Below are 17,214 nucleotides of genomic sequence, written 5' to 3'. Positions count from 1 at the left end.
ATTCCAGGCGGTAATTTTACTGTTCGGGAACCGCGGTGATGCGCGCCCGGCAGAGGGCCGGCGTCAGCCGATCCGCTTCAGGCCGTTCTTGAAGCGCGGACCGTTGGCGACGTAGAACCGCGCGGCACTTCCCATCTTCTGCACCTGGGCATCGTCGAGCGTGCGGATCACGCGCGCGGGCGAGCCGATGATCAGCGAGCGTTCGGGAAACTCCTTGCCCTCGGTGATGACGGAGCCGGCGCCGACGATGCTGTTGCGGCCGATCCTCGCGCCGTTCATCACGATCGAGCCCATGCCGATCAGCGCGCCCTCTTCGATGGTGCAGCCGTGCAGGATGACGTTGTGGCCGACGGTGCAGTTCTTGCCGATCACCAGGGGAAAGCCGAGATCGGTGTGGCAGGTCGAGCCGTCCTGCACGTTGGCGCCCTCGCCGATCTCGATCCACTCGTTGTCGCCGCGCAGCACCGCGCCGAACCAGACGCTCGCGCCCGGCTTCAGGCGCACGCGGCCGATCACGGTCGCAGTCTCCGCGATGAAGTAATTGCCGTCAGAGGGAAGATCGGGCGCCTGCCCGTCGAGCTCGTAGATCGCCATGGAGGTCTCCTGTCGCGTCAACCCCAGCCATAGCGAAACGACGGCGCGGAGGCAAAGGGCCGCCGCGCCACGCAGCCCTGCAAGGCGTCAGCCCAGCACGCCGGTGGCGCGCAGCGTCATCAGGAAGAAGGTGCCGCTCATCATGCTCCAGAAGCCGGCGATGACGGTCGCCATCATCACGAACTCGAAGCGGCGGCTTTCCAGCCGCATGCCGCGCAGCGTGTTGCGCATGATGATGAAGGGCGCCGCGAACACCAGGAACGGCACCGCCGCAAACGTCCTGGGAGCCACGCCCTCCTGCAACAGCCCGAAACCGGCGGGCCGTTGCGACATCGCCTGGTATCCGTTTGCGAGCGCGCCCGCGAGCGCGAAGCCGATGCCGATCGAGAAGAGAGTATTGAAAGCTTCAGGTGTCATCGGAACAGTCCGCCCATACGCAACGCGAGGAGCCTTCCTGTGACAAATCGTGCCGGTTAACGCTACATTATCCTTAAGCGAAGGTTAACGCTGCCGTCCGGCCCACGCAGAGCCCTCACCCGTTCCTGGTAGCCGGGAACCCTCTGCGATATCGCCGCCACGTGGCATATTCGCCGGTGATTCGTCGGCCACCGGCCGACCCCCGGGGCCCATTTGCGCGACGTCATGACGGTGTTTTCGGTAACCTCTCCCCGTTCATCCAGGACAAGCGCAAGGATGCGCACCCGGGCGCATCTCGTGCCGTTTGCGCTCACCGGCGCATTCGCGGCGAGCGCAATCGCGCTGGTTGCCTATCTGCTGTGGCCGACCTGGAGCACGGGCGGCGCGGACGCGCCGGACAAGCTGCCGGTCAGCGTCGGCGGAACGCTGTTCAACCTGCCGATCCCGGCGATCCGGATGAAGATCCAGCGGCACTCGGGACCGCAGGAGCGCATCGATCTCGATTTCCTCTATCCCTCGCTGGAAGCGCCCAATGGACCGAGGCACGTGACCGCTGAAACGGTGGACACGACGATGCAGCCGATCGACCGCATTTTCCTCTCCATCGCAGCGCATCACGATGCGCTGTCGCCCGAGCAGCGAACCGCGACGATCTATCCGCGCTATTTCGACCAGGCTGCGGCGACACCGGACGACGGGCTGACGATGCGGATGTTCCGCAGCGACACGCCCTATGGCAGCGAGGATTTTTATTCCGCGACGAGCCCCGCGCTCACTGCGCGCTGCACGCGCGATGGTGCCACGCCCGGCATGTGCCTCGCCGAGCGCCGCGTCGGCGGCGCCGACCTCACCTTCCGCTTTCCGCGCAGCTGGCTGTCGCAATGGCGCGACGTCGCGGACGCGATGGAGAAGCTGACGGCGCAATTGGGCGGGCCGCGACGCTGAGCGCGGACCCACCGCAATAGAAAAAATCGAAAACAACCCCATGCACAGTAGCCGAGCATCGGCCTGAATTCTCTTTCTACGAAATCAGGCTTGACCCGTCGGGCAAAACAGAGGCACAATGGCATCGTGGGCGCGATCGATTTGAACGATGCGGCCGCACATCCAGATGCCTTGCCGCGCGTTCATGGAGCGGCACCGTCGCTTTGATCTTGCTGTCGCTCGTCGCGGCAGCTGCTGTCGCGAGGCAAATCAAAGCGGGATTTCGGGCGGCCTTGCAAATCCCCCGTACTCTCTTTCGAGCAGTTGAGCGAAGGCAAGCGGAGTGCGGTCTTCGAACAATGGGCCGATGATTTGCGCGCCAATGGGAAGCCCTGCCTTCGAACGGCCGACCGGCATCACCGTCGCAGGCAGGCCCGGAGGCGTCGCGACCGTCGCCCAGACAATCAGCGACGGATAGGGGTGAGCCTCGCCGTCGATATCGATCGTTCGATCCTCCATATCCGGCGTTTGGTCGTGCGGGAACGCCGTCACGGAAAACGGCGGACAGAGAACGACGTCGTATTCCCGGAACAGACCGGCCCATTTCTGGCGCAGGCGGGCCCGCGCGATTTCCGCGGCCATCCACTCGTGGTGGCTCAGCAGTGGCGCGCGTGTTCGCCACGCCTTGAGACTATCGTCATCCGGCTTCAGCGCTGCGGCGTCCTCTCGAATTTTCGTGAAGAATTCGGGGGACCGGCCGAATGCGTTAAAGTTGCGCACCATGCGGGTATGCAGGCGTGCAGACTCAGCGAGATCCGGGACGAGCGGACTGGACCGTGCGACTTTCGCGCCGGTCGCCGTGAGCCGGCCCGCAAGCTGATCGAGTGCGGCCCGTATCTCGCTCGCCACCGGCAACAGAGGATGACTATCCAGCACAAGCACGCGGAAGTCCCGTAGCGCTTCATGTCGCGGCGCGGGAAGCGCAAGCTGGTAAGCGCGCGCCTCGTATTCGTCGGGACCGGCGATCACGTCGAGCGTGGTCGAAAGATCAGCGGCGGTGCGGGCCATCGGTCCGCAAACACCAAGCCCGCTGGTCAGGTCGGTCGCCAATGCTGGTGAACGAGGCGGCGCGTGACCGCGCTGGGGGACCAGATTGGACGTGGGCTTGTGAGCGAACACTCCGCACAAATGCGCGGGCACTCGCAGCGAGCCGCTTATGTCGGAGCCAAGCTCCAACGGCACATATCCGGCCGCCAACGCGGCCGCCGATCCGCCGGAGGAGCCACCGGGCGTGCGCGTGAGGTCCCAGGGATTGTTGGTGGTGCCGTAAATCGGATTGAAGCTTTGCCAGTCGGCGATCGCGGTGGCGAGATTGGTCTTGCCCAGGATCACGGCTCCCGCGGCCTTGAGGCGGGCGACCGCAACGGCGTCTTCGGCGGCCCGCCAGTCGCGGCCCATTGGCAAGCCCCAGGTGGTCGGCAAGCCCCCGACATTGAACGCTTCCTTGACTGTCATCGGTATTCCGAGCAACGGCCGGCGTTCGCCGCGGGCGAGCGCGGCATCGGCTTCGCGCGCAACCGCCCGGGCGCGGTCGAAGTCGCGCACAACCACGGCATTGATGCGGGAATCGAGTGCCTCGATCCGGCCAACCGCGTGCTCGAACAATTCGGTCGCCGAAATCTTGCGTGCGTCGAGCAGCGCCCGCAACTCGCTTGCATTGGCATAGTCCAGACCTGGCTCGGAAGCGGACGAGCGCATGGCCTTTTGGCCGAAAGTTGGGGTGAACGGGGCCACGGTCATGGTCGCGACCGTGCTGGCGGCTGCCCCTAGAAGGAAACGTCGGTTCATTGTCATGGTTGGCTCCCTCCGCGCCGATCCGGCACGCCATTCCCGCGACCCTCGATTTGGACTAGCATCGCGGGTCAGCATGACGTGGGCAGCGCCGCGTTCTGTGTCGATGGCCGAGCCTAGGCGCGTTGGCGCCACGACACCCGAAAGAGTGCCGAATGAACGCCGAAATTGGCACGAAAACCGAGCCGCGCGCGGCTGGTGGCGACGAACTGGGCCCGATTCCCCGTGGCGTTCTTCGCTTTGCCGATTTTGACGTCGACATGGACCGTGGCGAATTGCGTGTCGGCGGCAGCGTAATTGCCTTGCGTCCGAAGAGCTTTGCGCTGCTGGTTTACCTCGCCCGTCACCCCGGCCGGCTGTTGACCAAGGACGAGCTCATTGAAGCGGTTTGGCCCGACGTGGCGGTAACCGATGATTCCCTGGTTCAATGCATCAGCGAACTGCGAGCCGTATTTGGAGACGGCGATCAACGCCGGATCAAGACCGTACCTCGCCGTGGCTATTTGCTGGACGCGCTTCCTGTCGATACGCCGTCTGCCGATGAAGCGGTCGAACGCGGTGCGGGTACCGTCGACCGTCACGGCTCTTCGCGGGTGCCGCCGCGCCGTGGATCAGTGCTGTGGCTGTCTGCATTCGTCACCGTGTGTACCGTGTCGCTTACCGGAGTACTCTGGTTCGGGTTTGCGCATCGCGGCCAAAACGACGCGGTCGTCAGCAAGAACACGATCACGGTTTTGCCGCTTGTCGGTGTCGGTGGTGACAACGCCGCTGACCTCGCTGAGGCCGTGACCGAGGATGTCACCATTGAAGTGTCGCGCCTGCCCGACACGCTCGTGATCGGATACCCAACTGGCCATTTGCCGGCTGGTGACGATGGCGACGCACAGGGTGTCGGCCGCCGACTGGGGGTCGCCTACGTTTTGAGTGGCAGCGTTGAGAGGCAGGGCGAAGCCGTCTCGATCGCGCTGAAACTGCAGGCGAGTGCCACCGGCGCGCTGTTGTGGTCGGGCCGGTTCGACTATGCAGAACAAGCCGGGTGGAATTGGCGCCGGGACGTCACGGCGCGCATTGCCAACGAGCTGAAAGTACGCATTGACGAGGCCGAGACGCCCTTCGACAGGCCTTATGCCGGGCGCATGTTTGCCGCTATCGATCCCGCGCTTCGGGGCTGGCGCCTGCTGAAGCGGATCCATACGCGAGAGGAGCCGCAGCGGGCGCGCGCCCTGTTCGAGCAGGCGTTACAGATAGACCCCGACTCCGCCTCTGCACTGGCGGGACTTGCGCTTAGTCACATCACCGAGGTGCTGACGCGCTGGAGCAACGCGCCGGACATCCAGACCGCGTTCGCCGCGCAAGCGATCGAGCGTTCATTGGCGCTGCAGCCAAACGATCCCCGCGCAAACTACGTGCGAAGCCTGGTGCTGTCCGCGCAAGGTCGGATCGACGAAGCAGACCAGGCGATCCAACGCGTGCTGTCACTTTATCCGAACCAGCCGCGGGCGCTGCAGCGGCTAGGTTTTCTGAGGTTGCAACAGGGCCGTCCGGAAGAAGTAGCCGCGCCAGTCATGCTATCGCTACGTCTTGATCCACTCGATGCCGAACAGGTCAGCCTTGGCCAGTTCACGCTGGGAATGGCCGAATTCCACCTGCGTCATGACGAGGCGGCCTACGCGCACATGCGCCAGGCGACGATCAACAGTCCGCAAAATGGCTTTGCCTGGCAATGGCTGGCGGCGATCGACGCCCTGCACGGGCGCAGCGAGCAGGCCAGGAACAATCTCGTCGAATACCAGAAGCGCATTCCCGGCCACACGGTCAGCGGCCTGAAAGCATCGGAATCCTCGCGCAACGCTGCGTTCTGGCAGGAGCGTAATCGCTTCTATAAAGGTCTGAGGATGGCGGGTCTGCCAGAATAACGGTCCCAAGGGATTCCAGCCCGCCACTTCGCTTCTGGAATCCTGGCGAGCGTCTCACAGCCGAAACTGCTGCATCCTCCGGGGCCTTGCGCCGCCGATTCTGCGCGCCCATCGAGTTGCAGCACGTGGGCCGAGATCTACCTATCCGGGGAAGCGCCAGGCATAGGCGGGAAGATCCAACCGATCGGCGATGTCCCTGCCGATTGCGAGCTTTGCAACACCTGACAATGCGAATGCCCTGACGACCTGGTTGCGGAACCACAGCCCGGATCGGGTCTTCGGCGCGAAGGCGGCGGCGAAGCGCTCGGCACCTTGCTGCTTGCGACCGATATAGACGCGAAGGCGGCATTCGTAGGCGCCGAAAGCATGCTGGTAATCTCCGTCTGCCTTCAGCAACTCACCGGCAAGAACATACGCTGAGATCATCGCGAGCGCCGAGCCCTGGCCGGCGAGGAGAGAAACGCAGAACGCAGCATCGCCGATCAGAACCGTGCGGCCGCGCGACCATCTTTGCATTCGGATCTGGCTTACGCGGTCAAAATACAGTTCATTCGCAGCATCCAAAGCCGCGAGGATGCGCGGACATTCCCAGCCGCACTTGCCATAGACGCGATGGATAACCGCGTTGTGTTCGCCAGGAGAGATGGCGACATCATCAATATCGGCCGCGAACACGAAGAGAAACAGGGTGCGATCGTCTCGTAGCGCAAAGCGCCCGATCATCCGCCCCGGCTGTCCGTATATGATGTAGGCGTTCTCGTCGCGCGGCCGATAACCGCTGGTCTGAAACGCCGCGACGGCGTAGCCGAGACGCTTCTCGAACGACTCTTGCGGTCCGAACGCCAGCCGTCGAACCGACGAATGCAATCCATCGGCCCCGACAACCAGATCATATCGACGCTCACCGCCACCTCGCAGCCGGACCCGGACGCCGTCGGCTTGCTCCTCCATGGCGACGATCTGGTCGTCAAAAATGACTTCGGTCGACCCGCTGATCTTCTCCAGCAGAAGTCGGGACAGATCGCTTCGCGCGAGCGTCACGTATCTGCCGCCAGTGAGTTCGTTGAAAACCGTGGTGCCGAAGCCTGCGATCCGGCGACCGTCAACTCCGACGATCCGCATCTCCTGGACGTGGTAGCCGGCGGCGGTGATGGCCGGGATCAGTCCCATCCGCTCGGCGATATCGTAGCCGAGTCCCCAGAAGTCGATGACATAGCCTCCACTGCGCGGCGCAGCCGCACGTTCGACCAACGTCGGCTCGTAACCGGCGGCCTTCAGCCAGAATGCAAGGGTGGGACCCGCAATCCCTGCTCCCGAGATCAGCACGGCTCTCATGAGCGGGATGTAGGCGGACGGACAACAGATCGCATTGCCGCCGCAGACACCAATTCGTGAGGGCCAGAGGTCCCCCGCTTACGGAATGCCCCGCGCCTATTCCTGCTCGACCAGATCGTCTTCCAGGATCGCCATCTGGAACTGGAACGAGCGATCGTCGTCCTCGTCGTCGACGAAGAGCACGCCGATGAACTCCTCGCCGATATAGACCTCGGCGGAGTCGTCCTTCTTCGGCCGCGGCACGACGCGGATCTTGGGATTGCCGAATACGCGCTTCAGATACGCATCGAGCTTTCTGACTTCTTTGACGTCCACGGCAAGTCTCCGATCAAAATTGGTCGGCGGGTTTTAGGACGAGACGCGGCGAACCGCCAGCATGAATTGCCAAAGAATTTGGGGACGGAAAGGGCCGGAAAATCCGGCCCTTAACGCGCCTCTAAAGCCCCATCGCGTTGATCATCTGGTCCATGGTGCGCGACGGCTCGGCGCAGCCGGCCTCGCCGACGATCTTGGCGGGCACGCCCGCAACCGTGACGTTGTGCGGCACCGGCTTGACCACGACCGAGCCGGCCGCGATGCGCGCGCAATGGCCGATCTCGATGTTGCCGAGGATCTTTGCGCCGGCGCCGATCAGCACGCCGTGGCGAATCTTGGGATGGCGGTCCTCGTTCTCCTTGCCGGTGCCGCCGAGCGTGACGCCGTGCAGGATCGAGACGTCGTCCTCGATGACAGCGGTCTCGCCGCAGACGAAGCCGGTGGCATGGTCGAGGAAGATGCCGCGGCCGATACGCGCGGCGGGATTGATGTCGGTCTGGAACACCGCCGATGCGCGGCTCTGGAGGTAATAGGCAAAATCCTTGCGGCCCTTCAGCAAGAGCCAGTGCGCGAGGCGATGGGTCTGGATCGCGTGAAAGCCCTTGAAGTAGAGCAAGGGGTCGATGAAGCGCGAGGTCGCGGGATCGCGGTCGTAGACGGCGACGAGATCGGCGCGGAAGGCGTTGCCGAGATCGGGATCGTCGCGCAGCGCCTCGTCATAGGTCTGGCGCACCAGATCGCCCGACAGCGCGGCATGATCGAGCCGGTCGGCGAGACGGTGGATCACCGAGTCTTCCAGGCGGCTGTGATGCAGCACCGTCGAATAAATGAAGGTCGCAAGCTCGGGCTCGCGATGGACAATGTCCTCCGCCTCGCCCCGGATCCGCTCCCAGATCGGATCGAGCGACGCAAGCTTTGCTCCCGGATTGACCTGATGCACTGCCATGGGATCTGCTCTTTCGAATTGGCTCGTTTGGCTGGTTCTATAACACAGTCTAGGCGACAAAGTCCTGACGGGCTTGCCTGAGAGTGAACAGTGCCTTGCCCCGTGAGAGCCCGCCAACACGTTGAAACACAACGGTTTCTCAGAACGCCCCCAGGCGGCAAGGTCGGCTCAAAATGGTCAGAGTCTCGCCAAATTCAAGCCGGGCGACGTCAAACTATTGGTGAATTTCGCCCCAACCGTGATTGCGGGCATGGTCCGGACAGGGACGGAGCGGATTTGAGCATCACAACCGATCAATTGCGCGCGCGCGCCGCGGGTACGTTTTGGCTGCGGCTGGCGGCGGTGGCTCTGCCCCTCCTCATGATCGCGCCGGCGTTCTGGAACGGCTATCCGCTATTGCAATGGGATACCGGCGGCTATCTGGCGCGCTGGTACGAAGGTTATCTCGTCCCCAGCCGCTCCACCGTGTTCGGCCTCTATCTGCATTACGGCGAGAATTTCGGCTTCTGGATCAACCTCGCGGTCCAGTCGCTGGCGACGCTATGGCTGTTGCAGCTGACGCTGCGCGTGCTGGGGCTGATGCAGACATTCCGCTTCGTCGCGATCAGCCTGCTGCTGATGCTGTCGACCGCGCTGCCCTGGCTCGCCAGCATGCTGCTCACCGACATCTTTGCGGGTCTTTCGATCCTGTCGCTGTTCCTGCTGATCACTGGTGCAAGCCGGACTTCGGTGCTCGAAAAAGTCTCGCTGTTCGGCTTCACCGCCTTTGCCGCCGCGACCCACAGCGCCACGCTCGGCGTGCTGCTCGGGCTCTGCGTCGCCGGCTGGATGGCGCGGCCGTTCCTCGGGCGTCGCCTCCCGATTGCCGGACTGGCCAAGGCGAGCCTGACAATCGTCGTGGGCGGCCTGATGCTGATCTCGGCGAACCACGCGCTGTCGGGCAAATGGGCCTGGACGCCCGGCGGCTATGGCGTCGCCTTCGGCCGCATGATGCAGGACGGCATCGTCGCGCGCTATCTTGGCGATCACTGCCCGCATGAGAGCTTCAAGCTCTGTCCCTATCGTAACGAGCTGCCGGCGACCGCCGACGAGTTCCTGTGGGGCACCAGCATGTTCAACACGCTGGGCCGCTTCGAGGGGCTCAACGACGAGATGGGCAACATCGTCATGCACTCACTCGCCGACTATCCTGCGTGGCAGGCCGGTGCAGCGCTGCGGGCGATGGGCCAGCAATTGCTGCATGTCGCAACCGGCGAAGGCGCCAGTGTCTGGATCCCGCACACCTACGGCATCATCGAACGCTACATCCCTGCGCAAGTGGCGCCGATGCGCGCGGCGCGCCAGCAAAACCGGGGCGTCAATTTCGACTACGTCAACTGGCTGCACGTCCCCGTCGCGCTGGTCTCGATGCTGGCGCTGGTCGGGCTCCTCGGACACGCAGTCGCAAATCGCCGACTGGACGATCTGACGCTGCTGGCGGCGACCGTGACGCTGGCCCTGCTCGGCAATGCCTTCATCTGCGGCGTGATCTCGGGCCCGCACGACCGCTATGGCGCGCGCATGGTGTGGGTCGCGACCTTCGTGGTGCTGATGGCGCTATTCGGCTCGTCTGGCGACGACGAGCCGGCGGAAGAGACCTCAGCCGCGCCGTGCCAGGAAATCCAGCACGCCGGTCTTGTAGACCTTGTCGCCGACCGCGCGCATGTGGTCGCGGCCCGGAATGTCGAGCACTTCCGAACCGGGGATGATCGCTCCTAACGCGCTGGCCGAACCCGCGACGTCATCGGTCGAACCGACCGCGATCAGCACGGGCACGTCGATGCGCGCGGCCTCGTCCCTGGTCATGAGATCGCGCGTGCCACGCAGGCAGGCGGCGAGCGCACGGCGATCGGAACGGGTTTGGTCTGCAAACGCACGAAACGTGCGGCCGACGGGATCGGTGACGTCGTCGAGCGAAGGAGCTTCCAGCGCTTTCGCCACGTTCTCGCCGGGCCCGGTGCCCTCGATCAGGCCGCCGATGCCGATGCCGCCGAGGATCGCCGAGCGCAGCCGCTGCGGCTCGTTCAGCCCGAGCCAGGCCGTCATCCGCCCGCCCATCGAATAGCCCATGATGTCGGCCTGCGGGATGGCGAGATGGTCCATCAGCGCGAGCACGTCGCCGGCCATGGTCGGAATCGAATATTGCGCGGGCTCGTAGAGCTTTGCGCTGTCGCCATGGCCGCGATTGTCCAGCGCAATGGCACGGCGGCCGTTCTTGCGCAGCTCCGAGACCCAGGTCGGGTAGACCCAGTTCACGTTCTTGCTCGAGGCAAAGCCGTGCAGCAGGATGATCGGATCGCCCTCGCCTTCGTCGAGGTAGGCAATTTCAACGGCGCCGTTGTGAAAGCTCGGCATCAGCAGTTCCGCAGTGTTTGTGGGGAAAGATTGATCTTAGAGCATGATCCGGAAAAGTGTGTAGCGGTTTTCCGGCAAGATCATGCTCAAACAATAACCTAAAGCGCGACGAAGATCGCGCTTTAGGCCGTGACGGCCGTGTTTGCCAGAGCGGCGTCGGCGGCCAGCCGCGCCCGGCGGAGCCGGCGGCGTCGCCGGCGATCGCACCAGGCTTGCGTCAGGCGCTCGGTGGTCGCCTTGATCGAGGACAACAGGCCGAACAGCGTCAAGGCCGCGCCGAGCAGCCACAGCGTGAGATCGAATGCGCCGCCGATGAGCAGCAGCGCACCGCGGCCGAGCAGCTTCATGATCGCGCGTGTCTTGCCGCCTTGCGCTTCCGCAAGCCGCGCCGCGCGCGCGACATCCTTGGGGCCTTCGGCTATGCGCAGCGTGTCCATGGCGCCGCGCGTGCCGGTCTTCTCGGCCACGCGGGTGACGTCCTTGCCGAGCCGGACCAGCGCGCCAGCCTTCTCGACGCGGAACGCGGCCTTGATCGCGCTCACCGTCTCACCCGGCCGCAGTACCGAGCCGGAGGCGACCGCATTCTGGAGCATCGGCGTGTCGACCACTTCGCGCGCCGACCGGCCGGCCCATGCGGCGAGACCTTCGCCGAGCCGTCCGACCTTGCGGGCATCCTTCACCAGCGTCAGCCCGGCGCGCACCGGCGCGGCACCGCCGGCCGACACATAGGTCACGGCCGTCACCGCGAGGCCCGCGGTGGCCAGGCCGAGCACGAGGCGGTCGGTGTCCTCGCCCATGGCGAGATGCTTGCCTTCGCGGACGACGTCCCTGATATCGCCGATCACGAAGAGATCGCCGGCAACGGTCCCGGACAGGCTCGCGACATCATCGGCATTGCCGGTGACGAGCCCGGTGGCAAAGCGCCTGGCGAAATGCGATGTGGAATTTTCAGTTTTGACGGCATCGCTGACCCGGCTCAGGAGATCGTCGGGCAGCGCGATGTTGCGGTCATGCGCGAGCGTGACAAAACTGTCGGCGAGATCGCCATCCCCGGCCGCGAGCGCTGCCTCGATATTGTCCTGAACCAGGCGGTCGTTGTGCGCGAGAGCCGCATCGAGCTTGAGTTCCGACAGGGCCGCGGGATCGTCCCGGGCGGCGAGAATCGCGCCGGCCTCGCGGGCATGCGGTGCTACCTGCACGAGCACAAGGCTGCATGCGGCGATCCCGGTCAATGCTGAGCTGATTCGCAGCCACTTCATGCTGAAAGCCTGGACGGTCCTAAGATCAGTTGCGCCTGATGGTTCGTCTTTTGCCGCAATTGTACGCGTCCGCAGACATAGTATGCCAAAATTGCGACACAACGTCCCCGACGAAAGAAGGGCTTCTCTCAGGCCGCAAGATTGTGTCGAATTTGCATGAGCAAATGAGCATGGGGCAATTGCGGAGCTTTCGGTTCCGCTGGACTAGCAATCACCTGCACCCATCAGTATGGTCCGCGGCGCCTTAATGATGCCGCGTCAGTTCGTGATTGTGTCTGCCACCATTGCCACTCCAGGATGAGTTACGATGTCCGACCATGTCGTCCCGCACTTCCATAACGATGCCGGTGTCCCCGTCATCGAGATCGGCTCGCAAGAGTTCATGTGCGTCGGCGCCAACCCTCCGTTCGATCATCCGCACGTCTTCCTCGATCTCGGCAATGACAACGAGATCATCTGCCCGTACTGCTCGACGCTGTACCGCTTCGCGGCCGACCTGAAGGCGGGCGAAGCCCGTCCGCCGGAATGCGTGCTGAAGGACAAGGTGGCCTGACCGTTCACCTCGGTCAGGGGTGGCCCTCCCGCGAACGATCGTCATCGCCGGTGCCGGAATCGGAGGACTGACGGCTGCGCTTGCGCTGGCCGCCCGCGGCTTTCGCATCGTCGTGCTGGAAAAGGCCGAGCGGCTCGAGGACGTCGGCGCCGGCCTGCAACTCTCCCCCAATGCCAGCCGCGTGCTGGTCGAGCTCGGTCTGACGGAACGGCTGAAGCTGCGCGCGGTCGTCCCGGACGCGGTCTCGATCATGAGCGCGCGGGCCGGCGGCGAACTTTTGCGGATGCCGCTCGGCGAACCCGCGGCCCATCGCGCCGGCGCCCCCTATTGGGTGGTCCATCGCGCCGACCTGCAATCCGCGCTCGCCGGCGCGATCGCGGACCATCCCGATATCGACTTGAAGTTGGGCGCGACGTTCGAGGATGTCGCTCCCCATGCCAGGGGACTGACGGTCGTCCATCGCAGCGGAACCATCCGCCGTAGCGATCTCGCCAGCGCCCTGATCGGTGCCGACGGCATCTGGTCGACAGTCCGCCAGCATTTGTTTCCCGAGGTGCAGCCGCGCTTCTCCGGGTTGATCGCCTGGCGCGGCACGCTCGATGCCACGCAGCTGCCCAAGGAGTACACCGCGCGGCGGGTCCAGCTCTGGATGGGCTCAAACGCCCATCTCGTCGCCTACCCGATCGCCGGCGGCCGCCAGCTCAACGTGGTCGCGGTGCTGCCGGGCACCTGGAACAGGCCGGGTTGGAGCACGCCCGGCGATCCTCTCGAGGTGATGGACGCGTTCGCAGCGCCGCGCTGGCCGCCGACGGCGCGGATGATGCTCGCCGCCGTCGACAGCTGGCGCAAATGGGCGCTGTTCGCCGTTCCGGACGGATGCCCCTGGAGCGAGGGTCAGGTCGCGCTGCTCGGCGACGCCGTGCACGCGATGCTGCCGTTCGCAGCCCAGGGCGCCGGCATGGCGATCGAGGATACAGCCGTGCTCGCCCGGCACCTGAGCGTCGAGGCTGCCGAGAATGCAGCCGGCGTCGCGGCTGCGCTGAAGCAATATGGCCTGATACGTCAGGCCCGTGTCAGGAAGGTGCAGCGCACCGCGCGGCAGCAAGGCCGGATCTATCATCTCGGCGGCCCGTTCGCGCTCGCGCGCGATCTCGCGATCCGCGCACTCGGGCCGGACCGTATGCTGGCGCGGCAGGACTGGATCTACGGCTGGCGGCCCTGACGCGGGAGCCGCAGCGCCCTAGCGTTTCGGAGCGGGCTTGATGTCCGGCCGCTGCGGCACAGTGGTCGCCGGCGCCGCATTGGGCGGCGTTTCCCGGCACCGATTGCTGCGCCAGGCGTCGTCGGCCAACTGCGCCGAGCCACGGACCGCGACGTAATCGTTGCGATAGGCGAGCTCGGACACGACCGCGCCGCCGGTCCCTGTCTCCGCCTTGTCCATCAGCTTCTGCAATTCGGCGGTGCGGGCGGCGAGCGCCTTGCGCTCCCCTTCGAGCTGCTTGCAGTCGTACAATTCGTATTTGGCGGGATCGGCAAAGCCCGGAGCGATCGTCTCGCTCACGCCGGCGCAGCCGGACAGCGCGAAGCCGGCCGCGACCAGCGCGGCAACCGCGCAGCAGGCGCGCAGGGAAGAGGAAAGCGAAGCAGCCATGGCCGGAAAAATAGTCCCCGTGAATTGAGAATGCCTAAAGCAGGGCCAAATGTCCGGATTGAGGCTTTGCCTTGTGCCGCCGGCTCGCTTAAGGAAGAACCGCCCGCCCAGCACGGCAAGCGCCAATTCCAGACGGCTGGACGGGACTTAAGTGTTTGATCTCTTTGGATCAAGCGGGCATGGCGGAATTGGTAGACGCAAGGGACTTAAAATCCCTCGGTGCGCAAGCGCTGTGCCGGTTCGACCCCGGCTGCCCGCACCATTTGAGCTGACGACGCCGACTGCGCCCACAGCAGGATCCAGAAGCAGACGATCGCGACCGTGAGCAGGTCGAATCCGTCCACGAACGCAATGCCGGAGACCGCCACCACGAACGGAATGGCGATCGCGATCGTCAGCACGATCGCCACCATCACCGCAGGCAGGTCGACGATCAGAACGGCGGCATAAAGCGCCGCCTCGAAAAAGGCATAGACCTTCAGTCTCGGCGCGCAGAGATAGAGCGCGTACATCGCGAGCACGGTGATGCGCAGCGCGGTGTCGGGATGATCCATCAACCAGTCGTCGAGGGCCTGAAGCGGCGAGATGTTCGCGCCCCTGCCCCGTGCCCTGACCATGCGCCACACGAAAATGCCGAGCGGCGCGAGCACGAGCGCGACCGCGATGAGCCCATAGAGCACGGCAACGACCGGCTTGCTGCCGGCGAGCGACACGCGGTCGGCAAGTGTCTGGGCGAAGAAGAGCAGAGACGGATTATCCTCGCTTCCCGGCGAATGCTGTCCGGGAATCTGGCCGAAGATCGCGCTCAACCAGCTTGAAAACAGCTCGGGATAGAACACCATTGAAACCAGAATCGGCAGCGCGAACATGCCCGCCGCTACCGCGATCAGGACAAGCCTGCGACGTCTCGGCTGCGGCAGGAGATAGAGCGCGGCAAGGACCGGGACAAACACCAGCTTGAACGAGGTGACGAGGCCGAGCAGGGCCGCGCCGGCGAGCTGCGGCACGAAGCCCGCATCCTTGCGCCCTTCGGACTGCGCCGGACGCAGCAGCAGCGCAAGCGATGCAGCCGTCAGCAGGCCGCTTAGCATCGCGAAATTGCCGCTCGCCAGGACCCATTCGAACCCGAGAAAACCCCCAAGCGCGAACACGCCACGCAGCACGACGTCGCGCAGGCCCTCGCGGCCCCTGCCGAGACCGGGCAGCAGCAGCACGCAGATCAGCCCAAGCACGAGATAGATGGCCTTGTAATGCGCGACGAGAAAGCCGCCGGCACAGAGCGGCCGAAAGGCATCGAGGGTGACCGGAAGATAGGGATAGGAAAGATCAGTGCCCTTCAGGTTCCTGACGAAATAGGGATCGCGTCCCTCGCGATGGGCATCCACCGCCGCACAGTTGACCCGCACGTCCGCGCCGAAAGTGTTGTTGACGCTGAGATCGACGGCGACGGCCGTGGGGAGCAATACGGCCAAGATCAGCAGGAAGCGGCTCAGCCGGCTCCTCCGCGGCGCCCCCGCGGCAAGCGACCGCTCCGCTCCTGCGTCTGCGGACGAGGCGACGCTCGTCATGGACGCACGGCCTTCTGCTCGAGGCGTTCCGGCTCGGCTCGAAAATCGAGCAAGAGGATCCAGAAGCACATCAGTGCGACCGCGAGCTGGACAAAGCCACCTTCGATCGTAACCCCCGTGATCGAGACCAGCGTCGGAACGGCAACGCCGATGGTCAGGACCGCTGCAAGGGCTGCAGCCGGAAGATCGACGATCAGGACGGCGGCGTAAACCGCGAGCTCGAAGAACGCATATTCCTTCAGGCGCGGCGAGCAGAGATAGAGGCCGTACATCGCAAGCACCGTGATCCGCATCGCGGCCTGGGGATGATCGATCAGCCAGCGGTCGAGGCGTCCCAGTAACGATCCCTCATTGTTGCGGACCGCGCGCAGCAGCGAACAGCCGAGTGGCGCGAGCACGAGCGCACTCGCCGCCAGCGCGTAAATGGCGAACACGAGCGGCTTGCTGTCGGCAAGTCCAACGCGGTCCACGATGGTCTGTGCCCACAGCAGCAGCGACGGATTGGTTTCCTCGATCTGGACAGAATGCTGACCGGGGATCCCGCCCGTGATCGCGAGCAACCAGCTCGAGAACAAGTCTGGATAGAAGACGACCGAAACCAGGATCGGCAGCGCGAAGCCAAGGCCCGCCACCGTCATCAGGACAAGTTTCCGCCGCCGCGGCAGCGGCAGGAAATAGAGCGCGGCCAGTACCGGGCAGAAGACAAGCTTGAACGACATGACAAGGCCGAGCAACGCGGCACCCGCGACACGAGGCGCGTCATTCCGATCGTGGCCTGCCTCGGGCTTCACGGGGCGAAGCAGAAGGGCAAGTGCTGCGGCGGTCAGTCCGCCGCCGAGGATCGCGAAATTGCCCGAGGCCAGCACCCATTCGAAACCAACGAACGCGCCGAGCACGTAAAGTCCCCTCAGCGCCACGTCGCGCAAGCTGCGTGTCCGGCCGATCCCGGGCAGCAACAGGCTACAGAGCACGGCGATGGCGAGAAAGACGCCGCGGCGATGGTCGACAAGAAAGCCGCCTGCGCACAACGGACGAAAGGCGTCCAGCGTCGCCGGCAGATAGGGATAAGAGAACCGGGTGCCCTTCAGATTTTTCACGTAGTACGGATCGAGCCCGTCGACATGCGCCTCGACCGCGGCGCAGTTGACGCGGACGTCCCAGCCGTAATTCATATCGGGCGCGGCATAGTTGGCGAGATTGCAGAGCACCAGCACCGCCACCAGTGCGATCAGGCAGGCAAGCCGGGCGTTGCGCTGGCCGGCCATCTCGGCCGACGGTCCCGACCATCGTGCTGTTCCGGTGACGTCCGACACCCCTGATACCCTGCCTGCTCGCTATATCCCCTCAACGCCGCCTGATCGGCGTCCGGTCAGGCCACATTGGACAGGATGCGTTGCGGATTCATCTCCCCGACTGGTTGTCCCCGGTGTTATGGTGAATCCCTGGTTTCAAACTTGTGCCTGGCGCGACGCGCGGGCGGCCAGTCGCGCG

General features: G+C 64.7%; 16 protein-coding genes and 1 tRNA gene. 7 read left to right on the top strand and 10 right to left on the bottom strand.

What is annotated here, in order from left to right:
* Positions 1-63 precede the first annotated feature (63 nt).
* On the bottom strand, positions 64-594 hold the full coding sequence (locus ABIC09_RS09220; protein ID WP_354083817.1) for a gamma carbonic anhydrase family protein: 531 nt from the start codon (positions 592-594) through the stop codon (positions 64-66).
* Positions 595-681: 87 nt separating this feature from the next.
* Positions 682-1,011 (bottom strand): DUF6949 family protein, encoded by a 330-nt coding sequence (locus ABIC09_RS09215; protein WP_148752872.1) that lies wholly within the window; start codon positions 1,009-1,011, stop codon positions 682-684.
* A gap of 225 nt (positions 1,012-1,236) precedes the next feature.
* Between ABIC09_RS09215 and ABIC09_RS09210 the strand changes: the two genes are divergently transcribed.
* Positions 1,237-1,956 (top strand): hypothetical protein, encoded by a 720-nt coding sequence (locus ABIC09_RS09210; RefSeq protein ID WP_148752871.1) that lies wholly within the window; start codon positions 1,237-1,239, stop codon positions 1,954-1,956.
* A 249-nt stretch (positions 1,957-2,205) separates the two neighbouring features.
* On the opposite strand, the gene ABIC09_RS09205 is transcribed toward ABIC09_RS09210, so the two are convergent.
* A complete protein-coding gene (locus ABIC09_RS09205; protein ID WP_354109130.1) occupies positions 2,206-3,693 on the bottom strand; it encodes an amidase in 1,488 nt (495 codons plus the stop codon).
* A gap of 248 nt (positions 3,694-3,941) precedes the next feature.
* Between ABIC09_RS09205 and ABIC09_RS09200 the strand changes: the two genes are divergently transcribed.
* The gene (locus tag ABIC09_RS09200; RefSeq protein ID WP_354109064.1) at positions 3,942-5,702 is read left to right on the top strand and encodes a winged helix-turn-helix domain-containing tetratricopeptide repeat protein; all 1,761 of its coding nucleotides are present in this window, start codon (positions 3,942-3,944) and stop codon (positions 5,700-5,702) included.
* Positions 5,703-5,843: 141 nt separating this feature from the next.
* On the opposite strand, the gene ABIC09_RS09195 is transcribed toward ABIC09_RS09200, so the two are convergent.
* From ABIC09_RS09195 to cysE, 3 genes are all read right to left on the bottom strand, one after another.
* Complete coding sequence (locus tag ABIC09_RS09195; RefSeq protein ID WP_354109063.1) at positions 5,844-7,037, bottom strand: FAD-binding domain; 1,194 nt, start codon at positions 7,035-7,037, stop codon at positions 5,844-5,846.
* 96 nt (positions 7,038-7,133) lie between these two features.
* The gene (locus ABIC09_RS09190) at positions 7,134-7,352 is read right to left on the bottom strand and encodes a DUF3126 family protein (RefSeq protein ID WP_148752868.1); all 219 of its coding nucleotides are present in this window, start codon (positions 7,350-7,352) and stop codon (positions 7,134-7,136) included.
* Positions 7,353-7,473: 121 nt separating this feature from the next.
* Positions 7,474-8,298 (bottom strand): serine O-acetyltransferase, encoded by an 825-nt coding sequence (gene cysE, locus ABIC09_RS09185; RefSeq protein ID WP_148752867.1) that lies wholly within the window; start codon positions 8,296-8,298, stop codon positions 7,474-7,476.
* 276 nt (positions 8,299-8,574) lie between these two features.
* Here cysE and ABIC09_RS09180 point away from each other — a divergent pair, with 276 nt between their 5' ends.
* The gene (locus ABIC09_RS09180; protein ID WP_354109062.1) at positions 8,575-10,056 is read left to right on the top strand and encodes a hypothetical protein; all 1,482 of its coding nucleotides are present in this window, start codon (positions 8,575-8,577) and stop codon (positions 10,054-10,056) included.
* Here the strand turns inward: ABIC09_RS09180 and ABIC09_RS09175 are convergent.
* Both ABIC09_RS09175 and ABIC09_RS09170 read right to left on the bottom strand, forming a co-directional pair.
* A complete protein-coding gene (locus tag ABIC09_RS09175; RefSeq protein ID WP_148752865.1) occupies positions 9,937-10,692 on the bottom strand; it encodes an alpha/beta fold hydrolase in 756 nt (251 codons plus the stop codon). The genes ABIC09_RS09180 and ABIC09_RS09175 overlap by 120 nt on opposite strands.
* Before the next feature lie 122 nt (positions 10,693-10,814).
* On the bottom strand, positions 10,815-11,951 hold the full coding sequence (locus ABIC09_RS09170; protein ID WP_354109061.1) for a hypothetical protein: 1,137 nt from the start codon (positions 11,949-11,951) through the stop codon (positions 10,815-10,817).
* A gap of 307 nt (positions 11,952-12,258) precedes the next feature.
* On the opposite strand from ABIC09_RS09170, the gene ABIC09_RS09165 reads away from it, so the two are divergent.
* Together ABIC09_RS09165 and ABIC09_RS09160 are read left to right on the top strand one after the other, a co-directional pair.
* On the top strand, positions 12,259-12,504 hold the full coding sequence (locus ABIC09_RS09165; protein WP_007602543.1) for a zinc-finger domain-containing protein: 246 nt from the start codon (positions 12,259-12,261) through the stop codon (positions 12,502-12,504).
* Positions 12,505-12,523: 19 nt separating this feature from the next.
* Positions 12,524-13,726 carry an FAD-dependent monooxygenase gene (locus ABIC09_RS09160; protein ID WP_354109060.1) on the top strand — a complete coding sequence of 401 codons (1,203 nt, stop codon included), beginning with the start codon at positions 12,524-12,526 and terminating at the stop codon, positions 13,724-13,726.
* A gap of 18 nt (positions 13,727-13,744) precedes the next feature.
* Here the strand turns inward: ABIC09_RS09160 and ABIC09_RS09155 are convergent, their stop codons facing one another.
* Entirely contained in the window at positions 13,745-14,155 is a 411-nt protein-coding gene (locus tag ABIC09_RS09155; RefSeq protein WP_354033356.1) for a twin-arginine translocation pathway signal, read from the bottom strand.
* A 173-nt stretch (positions 14,156-14,328) separates the two neighbouring features.
* Between ABIC09_RS09155 and ABIC09_RS09150 the strand changes: the two genes are divergently transcribed.
* Together ABIC09_RS09150 and ABIC09_RS09145 are read left to right on the top strand one after the other, a co-directional pair.
* Positions 14,329-14,417 (top strand) — tRNA-Leu (locus tag ABIC09_RS09150).
* A 59-nt stretch (positions 14,418-14,476) separates the two neighbouring features.
* The gene (locus tag ABIC09_RS09145) at positions 14,477-14,605 is read left to right on the top strand and encodes a hypothetical protein (RefSeq protein ID WP_283812747.1); all 129 of its coding nucleotides are present in this window, start codon (positions 14,477-14,479) and stop codon (positions 14,603-14,605) included.
* A 1,114-nt stretch (positions 14,606-15,719) separates the two neighbouring features.
* Here ABIC09_RS09145 and ABIC09_RS09140 read toward each other — a convergent pair.
* On the bottom strand, positions 15,720-17,036 hold the full coding sequence (locus ABIC09_RS09140; RefSeq protein ID WP_354109059.1) for a hypothetical protein: 1,317 nt from the start codon (positions 17,034-17,036) through the stop codon (positions 15,720-15,722).
* Positions 17,037-17,214 lie beyond the last annotated feature (178 nt).

This window comes from Bradyrhizobium sp. S3.12.5, assembly GCF_040548225.1.
In the GTDB taxonomy this organism is placed as follows: Bacteria; Pseudomonadota; Alphaproteobacteria; order Rhizobiales; family Xanthobacteraceae; genus Bradyrhizobium; species Bradyrhizobium cytisi.
This window is presented reverse-complemented; position numbering and strand designations above follow the sequence as displayed.